19 protein-coding genes and 1 tRNA gene are annotated in these 18,037 nt (G+C 47.8%); 6 read left to right on the top strand and 14 right to left on the bottom strand.

Features of this window, described 5'->3' with window-relative positions; genetic code table 11:
- Positions 1-28: 28 nt before the first annotated feature.
- The 5 genes from OCU14_RS02595 to OCU14_RS02575 all read right to left on the bottom strand — a co-directional run bounded on the left by OCU14_RS02595 (position 29) and on the right by OCU14_RS02575 (position 5,065).
- The gene (locus OCU14_RS02595) at positions 29-712 is read right to left on the bottom strand and encodes a flavodoxin family protein (protein ID WP_261809670.1); all 684 of its coding nucleotides are present in this window, start codon (positions 710-712) and stop codon (positions 29-31) included.
- Positions 713-785: 73 nt separating this feature from the next.
- Positions 786-1,571, bottom strand: a complete 786-nt coding sequence (locus tag OCU14_RS02590; protein ID WP_261809669.1) for a glucose-1-dehydrogenase — start codon at positions 1,569-1,571, stop codon at positions 786-788.
- Between the two features lie 196 nt (positions 1,572-1,767).
- Positions 1,768-3,144 (bottom strand): MFS transporter, encoded by a 1,377-nt coding sequence (locus OCU14_RS02585; protein ID WP_261809668.1) that lies wholly within the window; start codon positions 3,142-3,144, stop codon positions 1,768-1,770.
- Between the two features lie 81 nt (positions 3,145-3,225).
- Entirely contained in the window at positions 3,226-4,080 is an 855-nt protein-coding gene (locus OCU14_RS02580) for a GRP family sugar transporter (RefSeq protein WP_261809667.1), read from the bottom strand.
- 112 nt (positions 4,081-4,192) lie between these two features.
- Positions 4,193-5,065: an aldo/keto reductase gene (locus OCU14_RS02575; protein ID WP_261809666.1), complete on the bottom strand. Its 873-nt coding sequence runs from the start codon at positions 5,063-5,065 to the stop codon at positions 4,193-4,195.
- 117 nt (positions 5,066-5,182) lie between these two features.
- On the opposite strand from OCU14_RS02575, the gene OCU14_RS02570 reads away from it, so the two are divergent.
- The gene (locus OCU14_RS02570) at positions 5,183-6,079 is read left to right on the top strand and encodes a LysR family transcriptional regulator (protein ID WP_261809665.1); all 897 of its coding nucleotides are present in this window, start codon (positions 5,183-5,185) and stop codon (positions 6,077-6,079) included.
- 84 nt (positions 6,080-6,163) lie between these two features.
- Here the strand turns inward: OCU14_RS02570 and OCU14_RS02565 are convergent, their stop codons facing one another.
- From OCU14_RS02565 to OCU14_RS02540, 6 genes are all read right to left on the bottom strand, one after another.
- Positions 6,164-6,754: a TMEM175 family protein gene (locus tag OCU14_RS02565; RefSeq protein ID WP_373875064.1), complete on the bottom strand. Its 591-nt coding sequence runs from the start codon at positions 6,752-6,754 to the stop codon at positions 6,164-6,166.
- 142 nt (positions 6,755-6,896) lie between these two features.
- The gene (locus tag OCU14_RS02560; RefSeq protein ID WP_261809663.1) at positions 6,897-7,406 is read right to left on the bottom strand and encodes a flavodoxin; all 510 of its coding nucleotides are present in this window, start codon (positions 7,404-7,406) and stop codon (positions 6,897-6,899) included.
- Positions 7,407-7,487: 81 nt separating this feature from the next.
- Positions 7,488-8,483 (bottom strand): alpha/beta hydrolase, encoded by a 996-nt coding sequence (locus OCU14_RS02555; RefSeq protein WP_261809662.1) that lies wholly within the window; start codon positions 8,481-8,483, stop codon positions 7,488-7,490.
- Between the two features lie 149 nt (positions 8,484-8,632).
- On the bottom strand, positions 8,633-9,079 hold the full coding sequence (locus OCU14_RS02550) for a MerR family transcriptional regulator (RefSeq protein WP_261809661.1): 447 nt from the start codon (positions 9,077-9,079) through the stop codon (positions 8,633-8,635).
- Between the two features lie 250 nt (positions 9,080-9,329).
- A tRNA-Arg gene (locus OCU14_RS02545) sits at positions 9,330-9,401 on the bottom strand.
- Positions 9,402-9,446: 45 nt separating this feature from the next.
- Positions 9,447-9,773: a hypothetical protein gene (locus tag OCU14_RS02540; protein WP_261809660.1), complete on the bottom strand. Its 327-nt coding sequence runs from the start codon at positions 9,771-9,773 to the stop codon at positions 9,447-9,449.
- Between the two features lie 139 nt (positions 9,774-9,912).
- On the opposite strand from OCU14_RS02540, the gene OCU14_RS02535 reads away from it, so the two are divergent.
- The 3 genes from OCU14_RS02535 to OCU14_RS02525 all read left to right on the top strand — a co-directional run bounded on the left by OCU14_RS02535 (position 9,913) and on the right by OCU14_RS02525 (position 11,844).
- On the top strand, positions 9,913-10,368 hold the full coding sequence (locus OCU14_RS02535; RefSeq protein ID WP_261809659.1) for a MarR family winged helix-turn-helix transcriptional regulator: 456 nt from the start codon (positions 9,913-9,915) through the stop codon (positions 10,366-10,368).
- A gap of 29 nt (positions 10,369-10,397) precedes the next feature.
- Positions 10,398-11,048 carry an NAD(P)H-hydrate epimerase gene (locus OCU14_RS02530; RefSeq protein WP_261809658.1) on the top strand — a complete coding sequence of 217 codons (651 nt, stop codon included), beginning with the start codon at positions 10,398-10,400 and terminating at the stop codon, positions 11,046-11,048.
- Positions 11,049-11,271: 223 nt separating this feature from the next.
- A complete protein-coding gene (locus tag OCU14_RS02525) occupies positions 11,272-11,844 on the top strand; it encodes a M15 family metallopeptidase (RefSeq protein ID WP_261809657.1) in 573 nt (190 codons plus the stop codon).
- A gap of 750 nt (positions 11,845-12,594) precedes the next feature.
- Here the strand turns inward: OCU14_RS02525 and OCU14_RS02520 are convergent.
- Positions 12,595-13,221 (bottom strand): LVIS_2131 family protein, encoded by a 627-nt coding sequence (locus OCU14_RS02520; RefSeq protein WP_261809656.1) that lies wholly within the window; start codon positions 13,219-13,221, stop codon positions 12,595-12,597.
- Positions 13,222-13,373: 152 nt separating this feature from the next.
- Here OCU14_RS02520 and OCU14_RS02515 point away from each other — a divergent pair, with 152 nt between their 5' ends.
- Both OCU14_RS02515 and OCU14_RS02510 read left to right on the top strand, forming a co-directional pair.
- Entirely contained in the window at positions 13,374-14,330 is a 957-nt protein-coding gene (locus tag OCU14_RS02515) for a linear amide C-N hydrolase (protein ID WP_261809655.1), read from the top strand.
- Between the two features lie 160 nt (positions 14,331-14,490).
- Entirely contained in the window at positions 14,491-14,964 is a 474-nt protein-coding gene (locus tag OCU14_RS02510) for a C40 family peptidase (protein ID WP_057879360.1), read from the top strand.
- A 377-nt stretch (positions 14,965-15,341) separates the two neighbouring features.
- On the opposite strand, the gene OCU14_RS02505 is transcribed toward OCU14_RS02510, so the two are convergent.
- Positions 15,342-15,686, bottom strand: a complete 345-nt coding sequence (locus tag OCU14_RS02505; RefSeq protein WP_261809654.1) for a helix-turn-helix domain-containing protein — start codon at positions 15,684-15,686, stop codon at positions 15,342-15,344.
- A gap of 275 nt (positions 15,687-15,961) precedes the next feature.
- Entirely contained in the window at positions 15,962-17,926 is a 1,965-nt protein-coding gene (locus OCU14_RS02500; protein WP_261809653.1) for a S9 family peptidase, read from the bottom strand.
- Positions 17,927-18,037 lie beyond the last annotated feature (111 nt).

Genomic DNA, 18,037 nt, shown 5'->3' with positions numbered 1-18,037 from the left:
GCAAGCATTTGTCCTTACAAATGGACAATCATTTCAACTCGTAGCCTTGCTGAACCCGGGTCACCCAGCTAGCAATGCGCTTGTCTGCACGATCAACCTTATTCCCATCAACAACCAATGCTGCGGTAAATTGATTTTTCTGAGCGCCACTGACTCTTAAAATATCTTTGATACGGTCAACACTATCGCCTTGTCCGTAGCCACCTTCAGACATAAATGGTGCAATCTTTTTATGCGTTAGTTGGCTCCCATTTGCCGTTAAGAATGCCGTCATTGGATGAGAAAGGGTCATAGCCCAGATCGGATAACCTAAATAAATGGTATCGTACTGACTTAAATCAGGCACCCGCATGTCCAGTTCCGGAAAGTCTTCTCTCTCACGTTCTGTATTGGCACGAGACAACGTCCGCTGATAGTTTCCTGAATAAGGATTTTTAACGACAATTTCTAACAGGTCAGCGTTAGTCTGCTCAGCAATTTTGCTAGCTACCAATTCCGTACTACCAGACCGTGAGAAATAAATAATAATGCTACTAGCCTCCTTCGTCAGTCGGCGTGTCGGCTGGTTTCTGCTATTGGTATCTCGGTCATCTGATTTCGTTCCATAACCGTGTTGCCAAGCACCGTCCGTTTTTCCTAATTGATAGGCCGTAATTGGCTGGCCAGCAATTTGACCATCTTGTGACTCTACTCGTTGCTTGTTTAAAACCATAATGAACATCCCTCCAATTAGAAATAGTCCTAAGATTCCCAAAACGATTCGCTTCCGCCCCTTCATAAGGGTATTAGCCTTGACCATCCTTGAAGGCCGGGTACAGGGTCATTCCACCATCAATAAATAACGTAATTCCAGTGACATAACTAGATTCGTCAGAAGCTAACCAAGCGGCACCCGCAGCCACTTCTTCCGGTGTTCCAATCCGATTCATAGGCACCATGTTAGCTGTTTGGGCATATTGTTCAGGATCTGCAAATTTCTTAGCGTTGATTGGTGTATTAATTGCGCCCGGGCCAATCGCGTTGACTCGGATATTATCTGGTGCGTACTCCATAGCAATCGTTTGGGTAAATAACTTAACGCTTCCCTTGGCAGCCGCATAACTGGCAAACGTTGGCCATGGGATTTGTTCATGCACCGAAGACATATTGATAATGTTACCTGGTTTATTGTGTTCCTTGAAATACGCCAATGCCGTCCGTGAGCCTAGGAACACGCCAGTCTGATCAATAGCCGTTACCTTGTTCCAGTCATCCAACGTAACTTCATGAGTCGGGGACTTGATTTCCATTCCCGCATTGTTGACCCAGACGTCCAAATCACCAAAGTTATCAAGTGCTGCCTTCAGCAACGCCTTAACGCCATTCTCAGTCGCGATATTCGCCTGAACAATCACAGCCTGTCCACCAGCGATTTTAACCTCATCAGCAGTCTTTTGCGCGCCAACTGGGTCGCTATTATAGTTAATAACAACGTTCATCTTTTCCTTGCCAAAACGCTTTGAGATTGCTGAACCAATTCCTTTGGAGCCACCTGTAATGACAGCGACTTTACCGTTTAAATCCTCGTACATTATTATTCACTCCTTTGTTAGCTAACAACATCGCACCATTAGAGTTGCACGCCGTTCCGATTGAATGACTATATCTTAAGCCTCAATTCAGTCTTTGAAAATTACTAGATAAACATGGTACCATGCGTTACGCGTATAGCACTTTTTTGTAGGGTTCATCTGCCCCCTACCTAACGACTATCCACTCTTGTTTATCCTATCTGCTTTGCTGCCGACTCTGACTGCCTTGCAAAACTAAAGCCGCAATCAAGCTCATCCCGGCAATGACTGCAATAATCAGTAATTGTTCACGATAGCTCGTTGACCAGTTGTGCACGCCACTAGTCAGTGCAATGACCACTGACATCCCAACGGATTGGCCAAACTGATGGACAGTATTGACCACCCCGGAAGCAGCCCCAGCAATTTCTGGATCTGTGTTAGCAACTCCCTCGACCGTTAAAGGACTAAGGGCCAATCCTTGGCCAATCCCAAAGACAACCATCGGGATAGCAACAGCAATCCAATAGCCCTGATTCATCCCTAAGAATACAGTCATCAAGACCCCCACAATGACGAACACAATGGCCGCAATAATTAACCGCGCATTGCCAAATTTGATTGATAATCTAGAAACCTGCAACGCACTAATAAATTGCGGAATGGTCGCTGGTAAAAACGCCAAACCGGCTAGTAACGGCGTGAAGCCATAGATATGTTGCAAGGCCTGCGGTGTCACGAAGAAATAAGCAAATGCCGCACCAATAAAGAAGAATCGCGCAATATACGCACTACTTCGCTGCCAATCAGTAAATAGTCGCAACGGCATGATTGGACTCGACACAACCCGTTCGACATACACGAACAAGCTCAGTGCAATCACCGCAATAATCAGAGCTAAGACCTGGTGAGACGTCCCATCAATGCTATACACCAATGCGGAGAGCCCTAACACCGACAATAGTGTCCCGGCAATATCAAGATGATTACGACTTTTACCTTCGTTATCCTCAATGAGACTTTTACCTTCGTTATCCTCAATGAAATGTAGGGTTAGGAAAAACATGAGTAAGCCAACTGGTACGTTCAAGAAGAAACCGTACCGCCAAGAAAATACACTGGCAATGACACCACCTAGAACTAGCCCAAAACTAGCGCCAATTCCAGCAGTTGCCCCATAAGCCGCAATTGCTCGGGTACGCATGGTTCCTTGATAGTTGTCTAGGAGGAGTGCTAGCGTGGTTGGCGCTAAGATGGCTGAACCAATTCCTTGAAAGGCCCTCATCGAAATAATCATCACGGCATTTGTGGATAAGCCCACCATTAGTGAACAGAACGAAAATAACAATAAACCAATCAAGAACACCCGTTTACGCCCATAAACATCCCCCATTCGACCGCCAAATAATTGAAAGCCACCAAAGGTTAAGGTGTAAGCACTGCTGACCCATGCTAGTGTTTGCGAATTCAATTGAAGATCCGCGGCAATTTTTACCGTACTCGTAAAAATAATTGAATTATCTAATAGAATCATGAAATAACTTAATAAAATAATTGGTAATACAATTCCAAATTTCTCTCTACTCTTATCCATTACAAGCCCCTTACTTAAAAATAACTCGTTCAATCAGGCTAGGGTTGTCGTGTCTAACCATCAACACTGACTTAATGGCGCTTAAATTAGCGTGGTCACAATCGCACCGATGACAATCAACACTAACCCGCCTAACGTCAGCACCAGTTCGCATCGTGACTTACGTTCATGCAGAAACAACATCCCACCCAACGTTGAAATCACAACGGATAACTGAGAAACCACAAACGCTGTATTGACACCATTTTGACTAACGGAAACAATATACGTCAATGAAGCAATTGAGAAGACTAAACCGCCAAGAACGTTCAACCAACTAGCGCGTTCTCGAACAATCTTTATCTGACCACGAGCTATCATATAAACGAACACTGCGACAGCCATCCCCATCGATTCCGGTAAGAAGATAGCAATTCCCGATGCAGATAAAGCTTTAGGAATCGCATTAAAGACGATGAATCCAATAGTCGTCAACACTAGCATAATAATGGTACGCGTTTGGTTCTCGCTACCGGCATCCTGCTTCTCCTGAATAGAGGTCAGGATGACACCAATAACTAACAGAACAACCCCGAGGGCACCAATCAGTTTAGCAGCTGTCGTGTGCCATTCACCAAATAGGAAAACGCCGACCAACGCGGTACCGACTAATTGCAAGCCAGTCGAAATAGGCATCGTCTTGGAAACACCAACATTGGCATAACCTGTGTATTGACCCAATTGCCCAACAATCCAGAAGGCTCCCGCCACAGCGGCCATTACGAAGGCCGTCACATCAATCGCCGGTCGTAAAACAAGTTGCACTACGATACTCGCAATCAGGGTTCCGATAGCCGTTCCAAAAATTTGATTGATGGGCCGACCACCCAATTGGCTTACAAGTAATGGCAGTACACCCCACGCAATTGCGGGTAACAACATCCAAATAATATTCATGATTTGATTCCCTCATTCCTTTAATTTTTTAATTGCACGCACTGTTTTACTGCAATGTTAGCCTAACAACTCCTAAGCAGTTCTTTCATGTCACATCAGCCCGTGCTTAGTTTCACCCAGCCATTCGATTCTTTTTAATACTAGTCCCGAAAATTTGGTCAATGGTTATCGGATCACGGTGATCAAAGAATTGACTATGATGTTGATCAAGCGCGGCTATTTGCTGCATGTCTTGCTTGTCTAGTTCAAAATCATAGATGGCCAAATTCATTGCCATCCGGTCCGGATGAATCGTCTTGGGAATGACCACAATTTGCCGTTGCAATAACCAGCGTAGGATCACCTGACTGGCTGACTTGCCATATCGTTCACCAATTTTAATTAGTGTGGGATTATTAAAGATTGATTGCTTGCCTTCAGCGAATGGCGCCCACGCTTCTACTTGAATCCCTTCTGCTTGCGAAAATTCCACGTCTTCATTTCGCTGATACCAAGGATTGATTTCAATTTGGTTAATGACTGGTTTGACAGTTGTCGTTAATTCTAAATTTTTCAATTGATCGGCATAAAAATTAGAAACGCCGATTGCCCGAATCTTGCCAGCTTGATAGGCTTCTTCCATTGCCCGCCAAGCGCCAACAACATCCCCGTACGGTTGATGTAATAGATACAAATCCAGATAATCTAAGCCCAGACGATTCAAGGACGCATCGATCCCCGCCTTGGCTCGCTCATAGGTAGCATCTGCGACCCATAGCTTAGACGTCACAAACAGCTCCTCACGTTCAATGCCGCTCTTCTGAATGGCTCGACCAACTCCGACCTCGTTTTGATACGCCGTAGCGGTATCAATTGTGCGATATCCTGCCTGTAAGGCCTGTGTTACCGCAGTTTCACATTCTTTATCATCAATGATTTGAAAAACGCCAAACCCAATCTTGGGCATCTCAACCCCATTATTTAACTTTATAGATTGCTCGACCATTACCTCGCGTCACCGCCCTCTAATTGAATGATTACATCATAGAGCGAGACTGATTGTTTGAAAATTACTAGATAAGCATGCTACCATACGTTTAACGCATGCATAGGAGCTGAGGATATGATTGAAAGTTACTTACTAGAGGAACTCACCGTCTTCGCGAAGACTGGCACATTGACACAAACCGCGGCGCAATTGAACGTGACCCAACCATCAGTCACCCGCGGCATGCAAAAGCTGGAAGATGACTTTGGCGTTAAATTGTTTGAGCGACAGTCAAACCGAATTAGACTTACCCCGACTGGTGAGCTGGCCGCCAAAGAGGCCGCACGCGTCTTAGAAGCAAGTGCAGCAATGGTTACCAAAGTTCAGAACTATGATCACAGTCGGCATGTAACCCCTCTCGCAGCTACCGTTCCTGGCCCACTAATTTTATTAAACCAGCTACAGGGAACCTTAAAAGAAAACATTCAAGTCGCAGATACTTTTGTGCCCACAGAAAAAATTGCGAACGCGCTTAATAACAATCAATATGCACTCATATTTTCTAACCAAGAAATTTTTGCAGATAACATCGAATCCCTATACGTTGGCGAAGAACGTTTACAAGTCTGCCTGGACCAATTCATGTACCTAGCTAACCAATCGACGGTTACCTTCGATGAGCTGAAAGGCTTAAGCTTTATTGTGATGCGGGCAATCGGTCCCTGGGGAACTATCATCCAAGATGAAATTGCAAACGCAAAGTTCATGTCCCAAGACGACCGGGACTCCTTTGCCGAGATCACTAAGTATTCCCGATTCCCATTCTTCACCACTAATCTCTCGCAAAGCGACCCCTTCTTTAAGGAACGTGTGAAAGCTGATGCGGATCGCGTGACCGTGCCAATTAGTAATGACAGTGCTCAAATGCCCATCTATGCGAGTTATTTGCTTTCCCAGAAAGAGAGACTATCTCCTTTAATCAGTGATATTCGGCAACAATGGCCGACCGCACTTCAAAATAAGCCCAATTAATCTCACAAAAATAGTCCAGTCAATGGTAAACAACCACTGACTGGACTATTTCGTTATCCGTTACATAAAGTACACTGACTTCATTTATTCATGAATTCGCTTTTTCCATGTTTCTCTAACACCATCAACACCTACGACCAACATCCCCAGGAAAATTGCCCAAACCATTGCCGGTGGAAATACTGTAATTGACAACACTAACCCGACAACTTTAACCAAGAGGTCTATGAAAACTGACCGATTGTCCAAGTTGTATAACCACCCAAAATGCGTTTTAGGATTGACCTTCTTCAGTGTTCCCGAAATCAAGATATTACTGAACGAGACCCCTAAAATAACAATTCCATAGAGTGCCTGAGCTGTCGAATTATTAAAGTTCTGGGCAACTAAGCTCGTCGTGTAAGGAAAGAATGATGACAGAAATAACATCAGAAGAGAAGCATAAACCGTATTTTCACTAATCTTAGTGACTCGTTGCCAGTGACTGTGCTGGGTCGCCCACATCAGACCGATCCAAAAGAAAGAGATGGTATACGCCATAAAGTTCTCCCGTAGGTCCCATAACCCCTGCACACTAACAACTTTCGGTTTCTCCAATTCCAATACTAAAATCGTCATAATAATTGCCAACACGGCGTCTGTAAAGGCTGCCAGTCGCTCTTTATTCAAGCTCATCACTCACTTTATCGTTTAGTCTACATTCGTACTTACTTTTTACTATACTACATAATATTATTGACTTCACCAATTGGGTATCGAACTTATCCATTGCTGAAAGGTTCCCAGCCCCTCAACATCAGGGGATGAGCACCTTAAACTAGTCTATAAGCTGATGTGTTTTCAAGTAGTTAGTAATTTCGCGTAAATCGTTAGCCGCAAAACCAGTCTGGACATCCGCCCCAGTCGTCTTGGCCATTTCATTCAGAAACGGCGTGCTCTCTGAAATCTGACTGCTAGCACTCGTTGTAAATGGCACAATGACTTTCCCCTGAATGTCGGCCGTCTCAAAGAAAGTATTCACAAACATCGGTGGCCGATGGAACCAAGTTGGGAACCCCAGATAGATTATCTGATACGGCTTCAAGTCTAAATCATTAGTAATCTTTGGTCGACTATTTTTCTTCAACTGGCGTTGGGTCACCATCCCCAATCGCAGATAGGTCTTCGGGTAAGCCGGCGAGAAGGTCAACGCCTGCATATCCGCCCCAGTTTGTGCCTGAAGCGTTTCCGCCGCTCGTTTGGTATTACCTGAATTTGAGTAGTAAAGAATCAGTGCCTGATTCGTCGTGTTATTGGTCATATTTTTTCCTTTGTCAGAATGATCCATAAGATATCCTCCTCGTTTAACTTTCGTTGCTATAAGAAAAGTGCCTAACCCCAATCAGTTAGACACTCAACCTAAACTATTTTAGAGCTTAGCGCTAAAGAAATCATTCATTGCCGTCACTTCTTGGTCCACGTATTCTGGTACCCAATAAGTTTCAATGTGACTAGCACCCTTAATCAAAATCAGTTTCTTATCATCGGTCCCAGTTGCTTTATTGAAAACAGCTTCCGTCATGTAACGGGTATCCGAAACATCCCCGACCATCATCAGTAAAGGCTGGTCAATCAAGTCAACGTTGTTTTCAGCGTCGAAAGCCATCAAGTCCATCAAGCTCATTGCCGTGTAGCGACTTTGAGAGTTTGGATGGAAGTGCGTATCGCCATAGTATTCAACCCCATCACGGTATAGGCCGGCCGGAATTTGTTCCAATTGTTCCTTCGTAAATTCTGTCCGGTGAGTCAACAGGTCCCCGATGTAATCAACCTCACCCGTCTTGGCATACTTTTCACGAGCAGCCGCAGCTTGGGCCATTCGGTCTGGAATCGTAGCTAATTGACTATCGCCAAAACCATTCCGCCGAACCCGACCGCTGTTGAACATGCTGATTGTCCCAACAGCTTTGATTCGCTTATCCGTCTTGGATACTTGGATGGTGTAACCCCCACCACCACAGATTCCTAAAGCACCAATACGATTGGTATCAACACCCTTAAAGGTTTCTAAGTAGTCAATGCTAGCGCGAATATCTTCGACACGGTTAGATGGTCTGTCCGTTTGGCGAGGTTCACCGGCACTGGCACCTTGATAAGCAGCGTCAAATGCCAAGGTCACAAACCCCTTTTCAGCTAAACGTTGGGCAAATAACCCGGAAACTTGTTCTTTGACCCCACCATTGGGATGAGCAACAACAATGGCTGGTAATGATTGACTAGCATCAAAATTGCTTGGCAAGTATAAGTTAGCCGCAATCTTAACGCCATCAAAGTTGTTAAATGAGATTGGCCGTAATTCAACGCCACCAGGAACGTTTTCTTCAAGAGCACCAGCATAAACTAATCCAAATTTATTTTCTGACATATTGAGTCTCTCCTTTAAAATGAGTTTTGATTGTTATTCTACATATCTCGTCTTGAGTGCCGAACAATGAATTCGTTGCGCTCTCTATTTCACTGAATAAGGCTAGTCTAAACTATAGAGTGCACTTCACAGCAAGTGTTATTGGCAAATTATTTATTTTCATCAGTACTTGCCTGACGATTAAACCGTGGGTCTTCCCACAGTTTATCCGTCGACTCCGTCCCAGCTCCATTTACGCCAAACTTGCCTAAGTGATAATCAAACGTATCCAGCTTGTACTTCAATAAGTTTCGCGTTCGTTCCAAATCGGCCATCTTCTCATCCAGTTCACCTAACTGCTCAGCTAAAATATCTTTTTTTGCCGCTGTCGTATCACCAGAACTCTCCGTCAGCTTTGCAAATTCTAACAGGGCTTCAATTGACAACCCCGCCTCACGTAACCTATTGATGATAAAAACCCAGTTTAGATCCACGTTGCGATAATTACGATAACCATTTTCGTTACGCTCAACTGGTGGCATCACACCAATACGTTCATAATAACGGAGCGTGTCCACTGGTAAATTCATAATTTTCGCTGCCTCTTTACTATTCATCCACGCATCTCCTATCCTTGTTATCAATAGGACCTATCATAAGCTATGGAGTCCACTTCATAGCAAGTATTATTTTTTAAAAAGGCTGGCATTCCAGGTGTCTCTCCAAGAACGTCAGCCGACCTGCGAATGGAATTAATTCAGAGAGGGTCCTTTATGCCTATCCCTGCACGCGTTGCACCAAAAGAAAAGACGCCACATAGAAATGGCGTCAACTCAACGATTCTATTCACTTTTCCGAAAAAATTATTGCGCCCCCCGAGAGTCGAACTCGGATCATGAGGACCGAAATCTCATGTGCTATCCATTACACTAAGGGCGCACAACACCTTTATTCTAGTACAAAATTTATAAAATGGCCACTTTCCTAGCGAGCACCGGCAGCTTTGATGGCCGCTTGCTCCAGATCGCTAGACGTCTGATCGGCATCCTTCCGAAAATCTGCAATGAACGTGTCACCCTGTGGCTGAACCGTAGCGGTCTGATCACCATTGATGTCGGTCACGATTAAGTCTTCATCCTGCCAGGTCGCCGTGTCGTAGTGCCCATCTTCAATCTGATCCAGGTAAGCCTGGAAGGTATCCAACACAGCCTGATGGATGATCTGGTCCTCACTCCAGGTCTCCCCTTGTTGTTCCAGTTGCAGCTGACGCATTTGGACCTCATCCATATCAGTTGGAATTTGAATGTACATGTGATAATGCCTCCCATAAATTAGGTTTACTGCTATTCTAGCACTTCTTTGCCCCAGATAAGTGGCCGACCTCATCCCCATTGGCGATCTGGTGTTAAACTAAGAGTAAGCACCATAACGACGACTGAGGAGGTGGCTCATGGAAGACTCGATACTAGACTTTACCACGAATTTGGCCATCCTCCACCGGCAATTTCAGCGGGCGATGAACCAGATCCTGGAAGCCGATGCCATGCCGGTAAATATCACTGAATTCTATTTGTTAGTTCTTGTTTCCGAAACCAGCCAGTTAAATCAACGCAAGGCGGCCTGGACCATGGCGGTCGATGAAGGCCTAATGGCCCGAATGGTTCAACACCTGGTCAAACTAGCCTTGATTGAAAAGGAAACTGACCCTAAGGACCGACGTAACCGCCGCCTAACCCTCACGATAGCCGGTCAGGATCTGGTTACGCAGGCCATTGCCGTTTTACATGATTGGTGGCAACAGGTGACCCCAGATGCTGACTTTGACTACGCCAGTATCACCACCCAACTCCAGTATTTGTCGAGTCGGGTTCTACAATCCGGTCCGGTCACGGAACAACACTCATAAGTTCTCATACCCACCTAAGGAGGGGATCAATGATGAGTAAAGCCATTACCATTGCCGAAGCCCAACGCTACGACGCGCACACCACGAACGAGATCGGTATTCCCGCGTTGGTTCTCATGGAGCGCGCCGCTTTGGCAACGTTCAATAACATTTTAAATGATGATTTCGATCTGAGCCGTGTCGTTGTCGTCGCCGCCGTTGGTAACAATGGTGGTGACGGCATCGCGGTCGCCCGCCTCTTACACATCCGCGGCATCGACGTCGAGGTTTACCTGCTGGGTGACCGTGACAAGGCGACCCCTCAGACGCAACAACAGCTCAAGATTGCCAACTACTACCACATTCCATTTACCACTGACCTGAACCACGTGGTCAATGCCACCGTCATCATCGACGCCATCTTCGGGGTCGGCCTTTCCCGTGAAATTCACGGCAAGTTCGCCGATGCCATCAACGCCATTAACGCCGCTGATGCCAAGACTGTTGCCATCGATGTGCCTTCAGGGATCAACGCCGACACTGGTGAGGTCATGGGCGTCGCGGTCGTTGCCGACAGCACGGTCACCATGGCCTACAACAAGATTGGCCTGTTGACCGCTACTGGAAAACGCCACTGTGGGACCGTCCACGTCGCTGATATTGGAATTTACGCTCAGGATCGCCTCGAACACGCCCGGTAATCACTTGGTAATGCAACGACCCTAACCTCGCCTAATCACTCTAGGTGAGTCTTAAAAGTACGCTAAACTAGTCTGTGCGAAAGCTGAGTGACTTTCGTGTTTCTTGACGGGGAAGTCCGATAACAATCGGGCTTCTTTTTTTGCGATCAAACGGTAAGCCCTTTCACAAGCTTTTCGCTAATGAACCCGGTATACTGGGCGTAATTCTTATTGGAGGTGCCCCATGTCTCAACTCGAAACTGGTTTTAGCAATATTCAAGCGCTAGATCCCAGCATCCTGGTCGACCTGCGCTACGCCACCACAAACAACTTTACCAACCAAATTGTCTATGACTTCACCACCGCCATCGCCCGGACTGGTACGGCCAAGAAGCTTGCGGCCGCCAGTACGCAACTGCGTAAACAGGGCTATCGGCTCAAGGTCTGGGATGCCTATCGTCCCGTAACGGCCCAGGAACGCCTCTTTGAGGTCTACCCGGACCCAGCCTTCGTCGCAAAACCCAATCCCAATTTCTCACACCAGAAGGGGGTCACCTTTGACCTCACGCTCTGTGACTTGGACGGCAATGAACTCGAGATGCAAACCCCGTTCGATGATTTCACGGCAGCGGCCCATCGTGACGCGCCCCGCACGGCGATTCAGGAACAGCATTACCGTATCCTGAATGATGCCATGACTGCGGCGGGCTTCGTGGGCTACAGCAACGAGTGGTGGGACTACCGCGATAGCCAGATGGACGAATACAGTCCGTTAGCAGCAAATCCTAATGACTACCAGATTGTTTCCAAAGAGTAAATGGCCCGCCTGCGACTGCCAGGGATTACGCCTGCTGTGGGGACGCTTCAGCCCTGTGGGCTTCTCGCTCGATTTGAAGCCCCGCCAGGGGCGCGGGTCTTCAAAGTCGCCCGTACTGTAAGGTCGAGAAAATCACTCGATCTAACAGTACCACCACGGCCGGCTCCATCCCTGGCCTCCTCCGGCTAGACTTGTCTTTGGAAGCAACGCGGTTGGCTTAATTCCAAGTGTCGTCCGTGATCCATCAAGCGGGTAGTATTCAATTCACTCGTATCATCCCTAAGCATGACAGAACGTGAACCACCCTGAATTTCGAAGTTTGTCGCCAAAAATCTATATAACTTGCTATAAACAGGTGCCGAACAGTTATCTTGAGGATAAGCGTTCGACACCTGTTTTAGTTTTCTATTTTAGCTGACTGGCTGGATACCTGAATAAATCAGACTCACACTACCGGATGACCCAAACCAATATCAGCCGCAGGGCTGGTGAAAATGAGCCCAGCCGTGGGAATTCCCTTAGCGATGGGCTGTATCGCTTAGGGAATTGCTAGGTTTGAGACTCGCAGAGGCTCGAACCTAAGCGTGGAGACCGCTCTTTGGCTCCGCGCGTGCACCCACAGCGTTCCGGTCTCATTTTCACCAGCCCGGAGGCGCTGCATCTTGCTATTCGGTTTTTAAACCACATTATAGATAGCAATGCCAGCAAGACATAAAAATAGCCAAGACAGAACGTCTCGGCTACAACTCACTATTCCTTTAACATAAACGAATGATCCGGAATCCGAATCAATGTGAAGCGATTGGCCAATCGGCCGGCATGTAGCCCGATCCCGTTGACAAAGGACTTCTTGTAGTTCGTCTCGATGACCCCGACCCAAGCCTTCTGGTGTCGTTGATCATACTTTTTGACTTTCTTTTCATCCCATTGGTAGGCCGAGGCTGGCAAATTAATAGCCTTCTTACCCGCTGCGACCGTCGCATCCGTACTGTTAACCTGGTATTTTTCACCCTCGGTCAGATACGTGTATTGTTGGACCGGTTTCTTACCATCACTGTTGTGGACCACAACATAATAGGCAGAACCACTACTGGTTCCCGTGGTGATTACCAGGGGTTCATACCGCGTCGTTTCGCTGACCCGGTTGCCAAGCTGGTTCACATTTTGGAAGAACGTCGTGTAACTCATCCCACCAAAGAACAACAGCCACACCACTAACTCAACGGTTGAAATGGTGAAATTACGCCACGAAAAGCTGTGATGTTCCGTCACGATGAGGTGAATGCGGCGAACCCGCATGTCGTGGACCATCCAGACCAACGCGACCAGGACTAGGACCCACAAGGTCATCCCCACTAAGTTCCAAGTTGATTTCATAGTTTCCCAATTCCCTTCCAAAAATAAACCCCTCTATATGGGTATTTCTGTTCTCTATTAGCTTACGAGATTCACGCCGGGAATACAAGCCACAGCGGCGAAAATTAAGTTATACTGAGGGTAGTTCTCATCTTAGAAAAGAGGCGTTCCCCGTGTGTACTAGTCTAACCTATACCACCGCGTCTGCCCACCATTTTTTTGCCCGGACCATGGATTTTCCAACGACCACCCCGTGGCGTCCAGTTTTTCTACCAAGACAACATCACTGGCAGCCCGCCGTTGGGCCCATTCGGACTAGTCAGTACGCTATTCTAGGCGGTGGTCGCCGGGCCAGTGATTGGCACGCCTACCTCCTCGGAGATGGCGTCAACGAGGCCGGCTTGAGTTGTGCCGAACTGTATCTGCCGGGGGCGGCGACCTATGCCGACCAGCCGGCCGTCGGACAAGTCAATCTGGGACCTCAAGACTTCATCACCTGGGTCTTAGGTGAACATACCACCTTGGCCGAAGTTATCGCTGATCTGCCACGGGTAACGCTCCTCAACCGCCGCTGGGGCCAAGCCACGGCTGTGTATCCCTTTCACTGGATCCTAAGCGACCCGACCGGGCAAACGATCGTGATTGAACCGACGGGTGGCCCTCTTCAAGCGCAGGTCAACCCGGCTGGCATTCTTACCAATACTCCGATCCTGGCCACCCACTTGAAAAACCTCAACCGTTATCTAGGGGTCGCTGGCGATAATTTTACCTCGGAAACGATTCAAGCCGCGAAGATTGTCATTGCTTCAGGTCAGAAATTGCCAGCCAAAACCATCCCCACCGATCGTTTCATTCACATGGCCATTCGGCGCTGGGGGACCCCGATCGCTGAAAATGATGAGGCCAGCACCCGTGAAATTTTCCAATGGTTAGCAGAGGTTAGCCTCCCATTTGACCCGAAAAGGCAGGGTCAACCCAACCATAATTACACCCATTACCGATCAATTTTCAATTTAGAAGCAAAAATGCTCACTTTTCAATCCCGCCGATCACGACGTTTGCAACAAATTGTTTTGACTCCTGAAATGGCGTCACACCGGCACTTCCCCCATGCCTATCCGGCCGAATAAGTAGGAATGTTGCAAAGCTTAATATTACCTTTAACGTGATTGATATTGGTTTGAGACATAACTGTAACAACTCCCTGATAGTATTAGTTCTGTTGAATCGAACGGAACAAGTTTTCAAAACTAAAAATACTAATTAAAAAAGAGGAGTTTGTTTACATTTATGAAGAAGACGTTAGCTAAAATCGCATTATCCCTGATCGCCATGGCCGCATTCGTGCTGGCTGGCTTTGCCTTGACCCAACCGGTCAGTGCATCCGCAAAGACGATTTCCTACAGCAAATTACATAAGGTTGCCAAGAAGCAATTAGGTAAGCCTTACGGTTGGGGCTCAGTTGGTCCTTCCCGCTTTGATTGCTCTGGCTTTACCAAGTACGTTTACAAAAAGGGTGGTAGCAAGTCTATTCCACGGACTGCCCAAGCCCAATACAACCACTACAAGCACGTTAGCTACAAGAACATCAAGAAGGGTGATTTGGTCTTCTTCGGTGGTTCAAAGCACTCCATCTCTCACGTCGGCCTTTACGTTGGTGGCGGTAAGATGATTGATTCTCAAAACCGTGGTGTTGTGACTGAAAAGGTTCACGCCCCATGGTGGCACGCTGTTGGTTACGCTCGCGTAGCAAACGTTAAGTAAATTTCAATTTTAACTAACCTTCATAAGTAAATGGACTGTGTCCCCCATCGTACGTCGCGATGGGGGATTTTTTTATAAGAGTGTTCCCCGAGCCGCTTAGGTTCTGAGCATTAACGTCATAACCGTGATGTCCCCGGGTCTGGGACATTGCGGTTATGGGGTTAAGCGCAGGAACCTGGCTCGGGGAACACGTTTCAAAAGCCGCCAGCACCACTAAAGAGCGGCGAGAGCCGATCCTCTTTTATTAAGGGTCTACAGCAATCCGCAACAACGCCAGTTACGCCGCTTCCCACTCCTTCATAAGCCCTTCACCCAACAACAAAAAGAAGCCTTGTCAGCCAGATTTCAGCCAACAAGACTCCCTTAATCCCCTAATTTCAGTTAAAACTGCTTAACATCAACCACACAATCCCCAGGATCGGAATGACCGTCCACCAGTTATTCGACAAGAACTCCCAGAAATTCTCGGTCGACGTTTTTTGCCGCAGGACCTCAGGGTCACGAACACGCTCTCCTGTTGAATCACCGCTAACCAATTCGTTCAAGTCGACTTGTAACAAATTGGCCAGCTTCACCAGCGTCCCAATATCCGGCGACGTTTCCCCTTGCTCCCACTTTGAAATTGATTGACGTGAGACAAACAGCTGACTCGCCAACTGTTCCTGCGACAGATTCTGTCGGCGGCGGATCTTCACTAACTGCTGACTAAATTCATTTTCCATGTCCTTCATCCCCTTTAATCAACACACATTATAGGCGGAACTACCGGGGGCGACTAGCAAACAAAGACGAACATTCCGCACTTTGCCCGGGCTAGTTGCGCCCGTCTCACGGGCAGAACGGGTTGCGAATCCCATGATAGCGGCGTTTTCCCCAATTATTCTCGTTATCAATCATGATAAGCAATAAGGCGTTAGTTTCCGTTAACAACGGAACTAACGCCCTGTTTTTGATCGCTATACTCATATTGCCGAACCGTGCGGAAGAAGGCACTCTCCTATTTTTTAACTGATGGATGTGCATCGAACCACGTGGTCATATCATCTAACCGTTGCACGCGGAGACTCGGTAGCCCATTACGCGACACGCCATGAAAACTCTGGGGGTAACGAATCATATCGGCATCGACACCGTGACGTTTAACCGCGGTGAAGAATTCCTCAGACTGACTGATCGGACAACGCATGTCCCACTCACCGTGTAACAAGCGGATCGGCGTCGTGACATTCTGGGCATACGCCAGTGGCGAACGTTGCCAATACTCACTCACACCACCCTCATCGAAGAGATCCCCAGCCAATTCATCCGGATTGAAGTAGAACCCAATATCACTGGTTCCAAACAAACTAATCCAGTTAGTCACGGACCGTTGGGCAACGGCTGCCGCGAAGCGTTCCGTGTGACCCACGGCCCAAGTGGTCATGAAGCCCCCGTAAGATCCGCCGGCAATGTACTGGCGGTCGGCATCTAATTCGGGGAATTTCGCAAGAGCCACGTCTAAACCACTCATCACGTCGCGATAGTCGTGTTCACCGTAATGACCGATCACCGCGTCCTGATAGGCTTGACCATAGCTGGTTGAGCCCCGTGGATTGAAGAAGACTACCCCATACCCGCGACTGGCGTGCACCTGAAATTCATAGAAAAAGGTGTCCCCATAGTTGGCATGCGGCCCCCCGTGGACGTAGAGCAGGACTGGCGTCTTCTTAGCGGTCGTTTGGGCTGGCAAGTACCAACCTTCCAACTCTTGGCCATCAGTGGCCTCAAACGTAAAGTGTTGCGGATGTGCGTACTCGTGGGTGTCTTCATAGGCTGCGTTTGGATTCACTAGGATTCGTTCGTTACCATCGCTCAGCGTATGCCGCACGAGCAAGCTAGGCCGATCCTGAGCGGACACGGCGAGAACCACTGAATCGTCATCGAGAACTGTAAAGTCAACGATCTCTCGTGGCCGATCATCCAACAGGCGAACCAATCCACCATCCCCCACGTAGAGTTGGCTATGACCGTGAGAGGCGGCGGTGAAGACAAAGTGCTGGCCATCCAACCACTGCGCCAATTTGCCACTCGGGTTCTGGGTAAAGTCAGCCGCAAATTCCGGCACGGGATCCGCGTCCAACGACGCCGTCTGATTGACTAACTCGCCGGTCTCACGATTGGCAATATAAACATTAGCCACGGTATGTAAGCCATGCGAGCCATCATTACCCACGACAAGGACTCGACGACCATCCGCGGAAATCGTGGCATCTGCCACCTGACCCTTGAGATCACCGGTCAGATCCATCCACTCATGAGTCGCGGTGTCTAAGCAATAGGCGTGACGCGTGAAATCACGGTCGTCGTCTGGCTGGACATCCTTAATCACCGTAAGCCAGCGGCCATCGGCATTGGTACTGGTCAAGTCAAAGTCTGTTCCCTGACTCAGAACCTCCCGCAGCTGATCGGTCTCTGGGCGATAACGCCAGATCCGATAGGTCACGTGCTGGGGCAACCAGCCATGCCCATCGGCCTTATTAATCAGGCGAGAAACGTGACGCGTTTGCGGAAAGTCCTCGGCATGCAAGAATTTCGGTTGCTCCGCAGTCTCAGTAGTTTTGAAAAGAATGGTCTGTTGGTCCCCACTCGCGAGCACCGTGCTGACAGCTTGTTCCGGCATTAAGGTCGTCACCGCTAGCGCTTCGCCACCATTGAGTGACGTGGTAAAGAGTTGTGGTTTGGCCTGCCCCACCTTCGCGGCAAAGTAAAGTCGCTGACCGGCTACTGCTGGTCGGGTATTCTGTTCACCCACGCTACCTGCCGTCCAGGTCTCGCCGCCACTTACGCCGTGAACCACCGCACGATAACCGTTACTGGCCTGATCGACGCTATTTTCCACGAAAAAGATTTGATCGCCGGTCACAACCGGTTGTGTGATTGATTTTAGATTAAATAAATCCTGTGCTTGCACGCTCTGGGTCATCTCACCACTCCTTGACATTCTCATTATTTTCTCATTAAACGGTTGCGTTTTATCTTACGCTCCTAGTTCGGCCCCTGTCAAACCCAAGTCAATTGCCCCTGAATGAATTCA

Origin of the sequence: Levilactobacillus humaensis (genome assembly GCF_024345185.1) — a bacterium.
GTDB lineage: Bacteria > Bacillota > Bacilli > Lactobacillales > Lactobacillaceae > Levilactobacillus > Levilactobacillus humaensis.
This window is presented reverse-complemented; position numbering and strand designations above follow the sequence as displayed.

Excerpts from the sequence above, each read along its gene's own strand:
- OCU14_RS02595 (WP_261809670.1), bottom strand. The coding sequence starts at position 712 with ATGGTTTTAAACAAGCAACGAGTAGAGTCACAAGATGGTCAAATTGCT.
- OCU14_RS02590 (WP_261809669.1), bottom strand. The coding sequence starts at position 1,571 with ATGTACGAGGATTTAAACGGTAAAGTCGCTGTCATTACAGGTGGCTCC.
- OCU14_RS02585 (WP_261809668.1), bottom strand. The coding sequence starts at position 3,144 with ATGGATAAGAGTAGAGAGAAATTTGGAATTGTATTACCAATTATTTTA.
- OCU14_RS02580 (WP_261809667.1), bottom strand. The coding sequence starts at position 4,080 with ATGAATATTATTTGGATGTTGTTACCCGCAATTGCGTGGGGTGTACTG.
- OCU14_RS02575 (WP_261809666.1), bottom strand. The coding sequence starts at position 5,065 with ATGGTCGAGCAATCTATAAAGTTAAATAATGGGGTTGAGATGCCCAAG.
- OCU14_RS02570 (WP_261809665.1), top strand. The coding sequence starts at position 5,183 with ATGATTGAAAGTTACTTACTAGAGGAACTCACCGTCTTCGCGAAGACT.
- OCU14_RS02565 (WP_373875064.1), bottom strand. The coding sequence starts at position 6,754 with ATGAGCTTGAATAAAGAGCGACTGGCAGCCTTTACAGACGCCGTGTTG.
- OCU14_RS02560 (WP_261809663.1), bottom strand. The coding sequence starts at position 7,406 with ATGGATCATTCTGACAAAGGAAAAAATATGACCAATAACACGACGAAT.
- OCU14_RS02555 (WP_261809662.1), bottom strand. The coding sequence starts at position 8,483 with ATGTCAGAAAATAAATTTGGATTAGTTTATGCTGGTGCTCTTGAAGAA.
- OCU14_RS02550 (WP_261809661.1), bottom strand. The coding sequence starts at position 9,079 with ATGAATAGTAAAGAGGCAGCGAAAATTATGAATTTACCAGTGGACACG.
- OCU14_RS02540 (WP_261809660.1), bottom strand. The coding sequence starts at position 9,773 with ATGTACATTCAAATTCCAACTGATATGGATGAGGTCCAAATGCGTCAG.
- OCU14_RS02535 (WP_261809659.1), top strand. The coding sequence starts at position 9,913 with ATGGAAGACTCGATACTAGACTTTACCACGAATTTGGCCATCCTCCAC.
- OCU14_RS02530 (WP_261809658.1), top strand. The coding sequence starts at position 10,398 with ATGATGAGTAAAGCCATTACCATTGCCGAAGCCCAACGCTACGACGCG.
- OCU14_RS02525 (WP_261809657.1), top strand. The coding sequence starts at position 11,272 with ATGTCTCAACTCGAAACTGGTTTTAGCAATATTCAAGCGCTAGATCCC.
- OCU14_RS02520 (WP_261809656.1), bottom strand. The coding sequence starts at position 13,221 with ATGAAATCAACTTGGAACTTAGTGGGGATGACCTTGTGGGTCCTAGTC.
- OCU14_RS02510 (WP_057879360.1), top strand. The coding sequence starts at position 14,491 with ATGAAGAAGACGTTAGCTAAAATCGCATTATCCCTGATCGCCATGGCC.
- OCU14_RS02505 (WP_261809654.1), bottom strand. The coding sequence starts at position 15,686 with ATGGAAAATGAATTTAGTCAGCAGTTAGTGAAGATCCGCCGCCGACAG.
- OCU14_RS02500 (WP_261809653.1), bottom strand. The coding sequence starts at position 17,926 with ATGACCCAGAGCGTGCAAGCACAGGATTTATTTAATCTAAAATCAATC.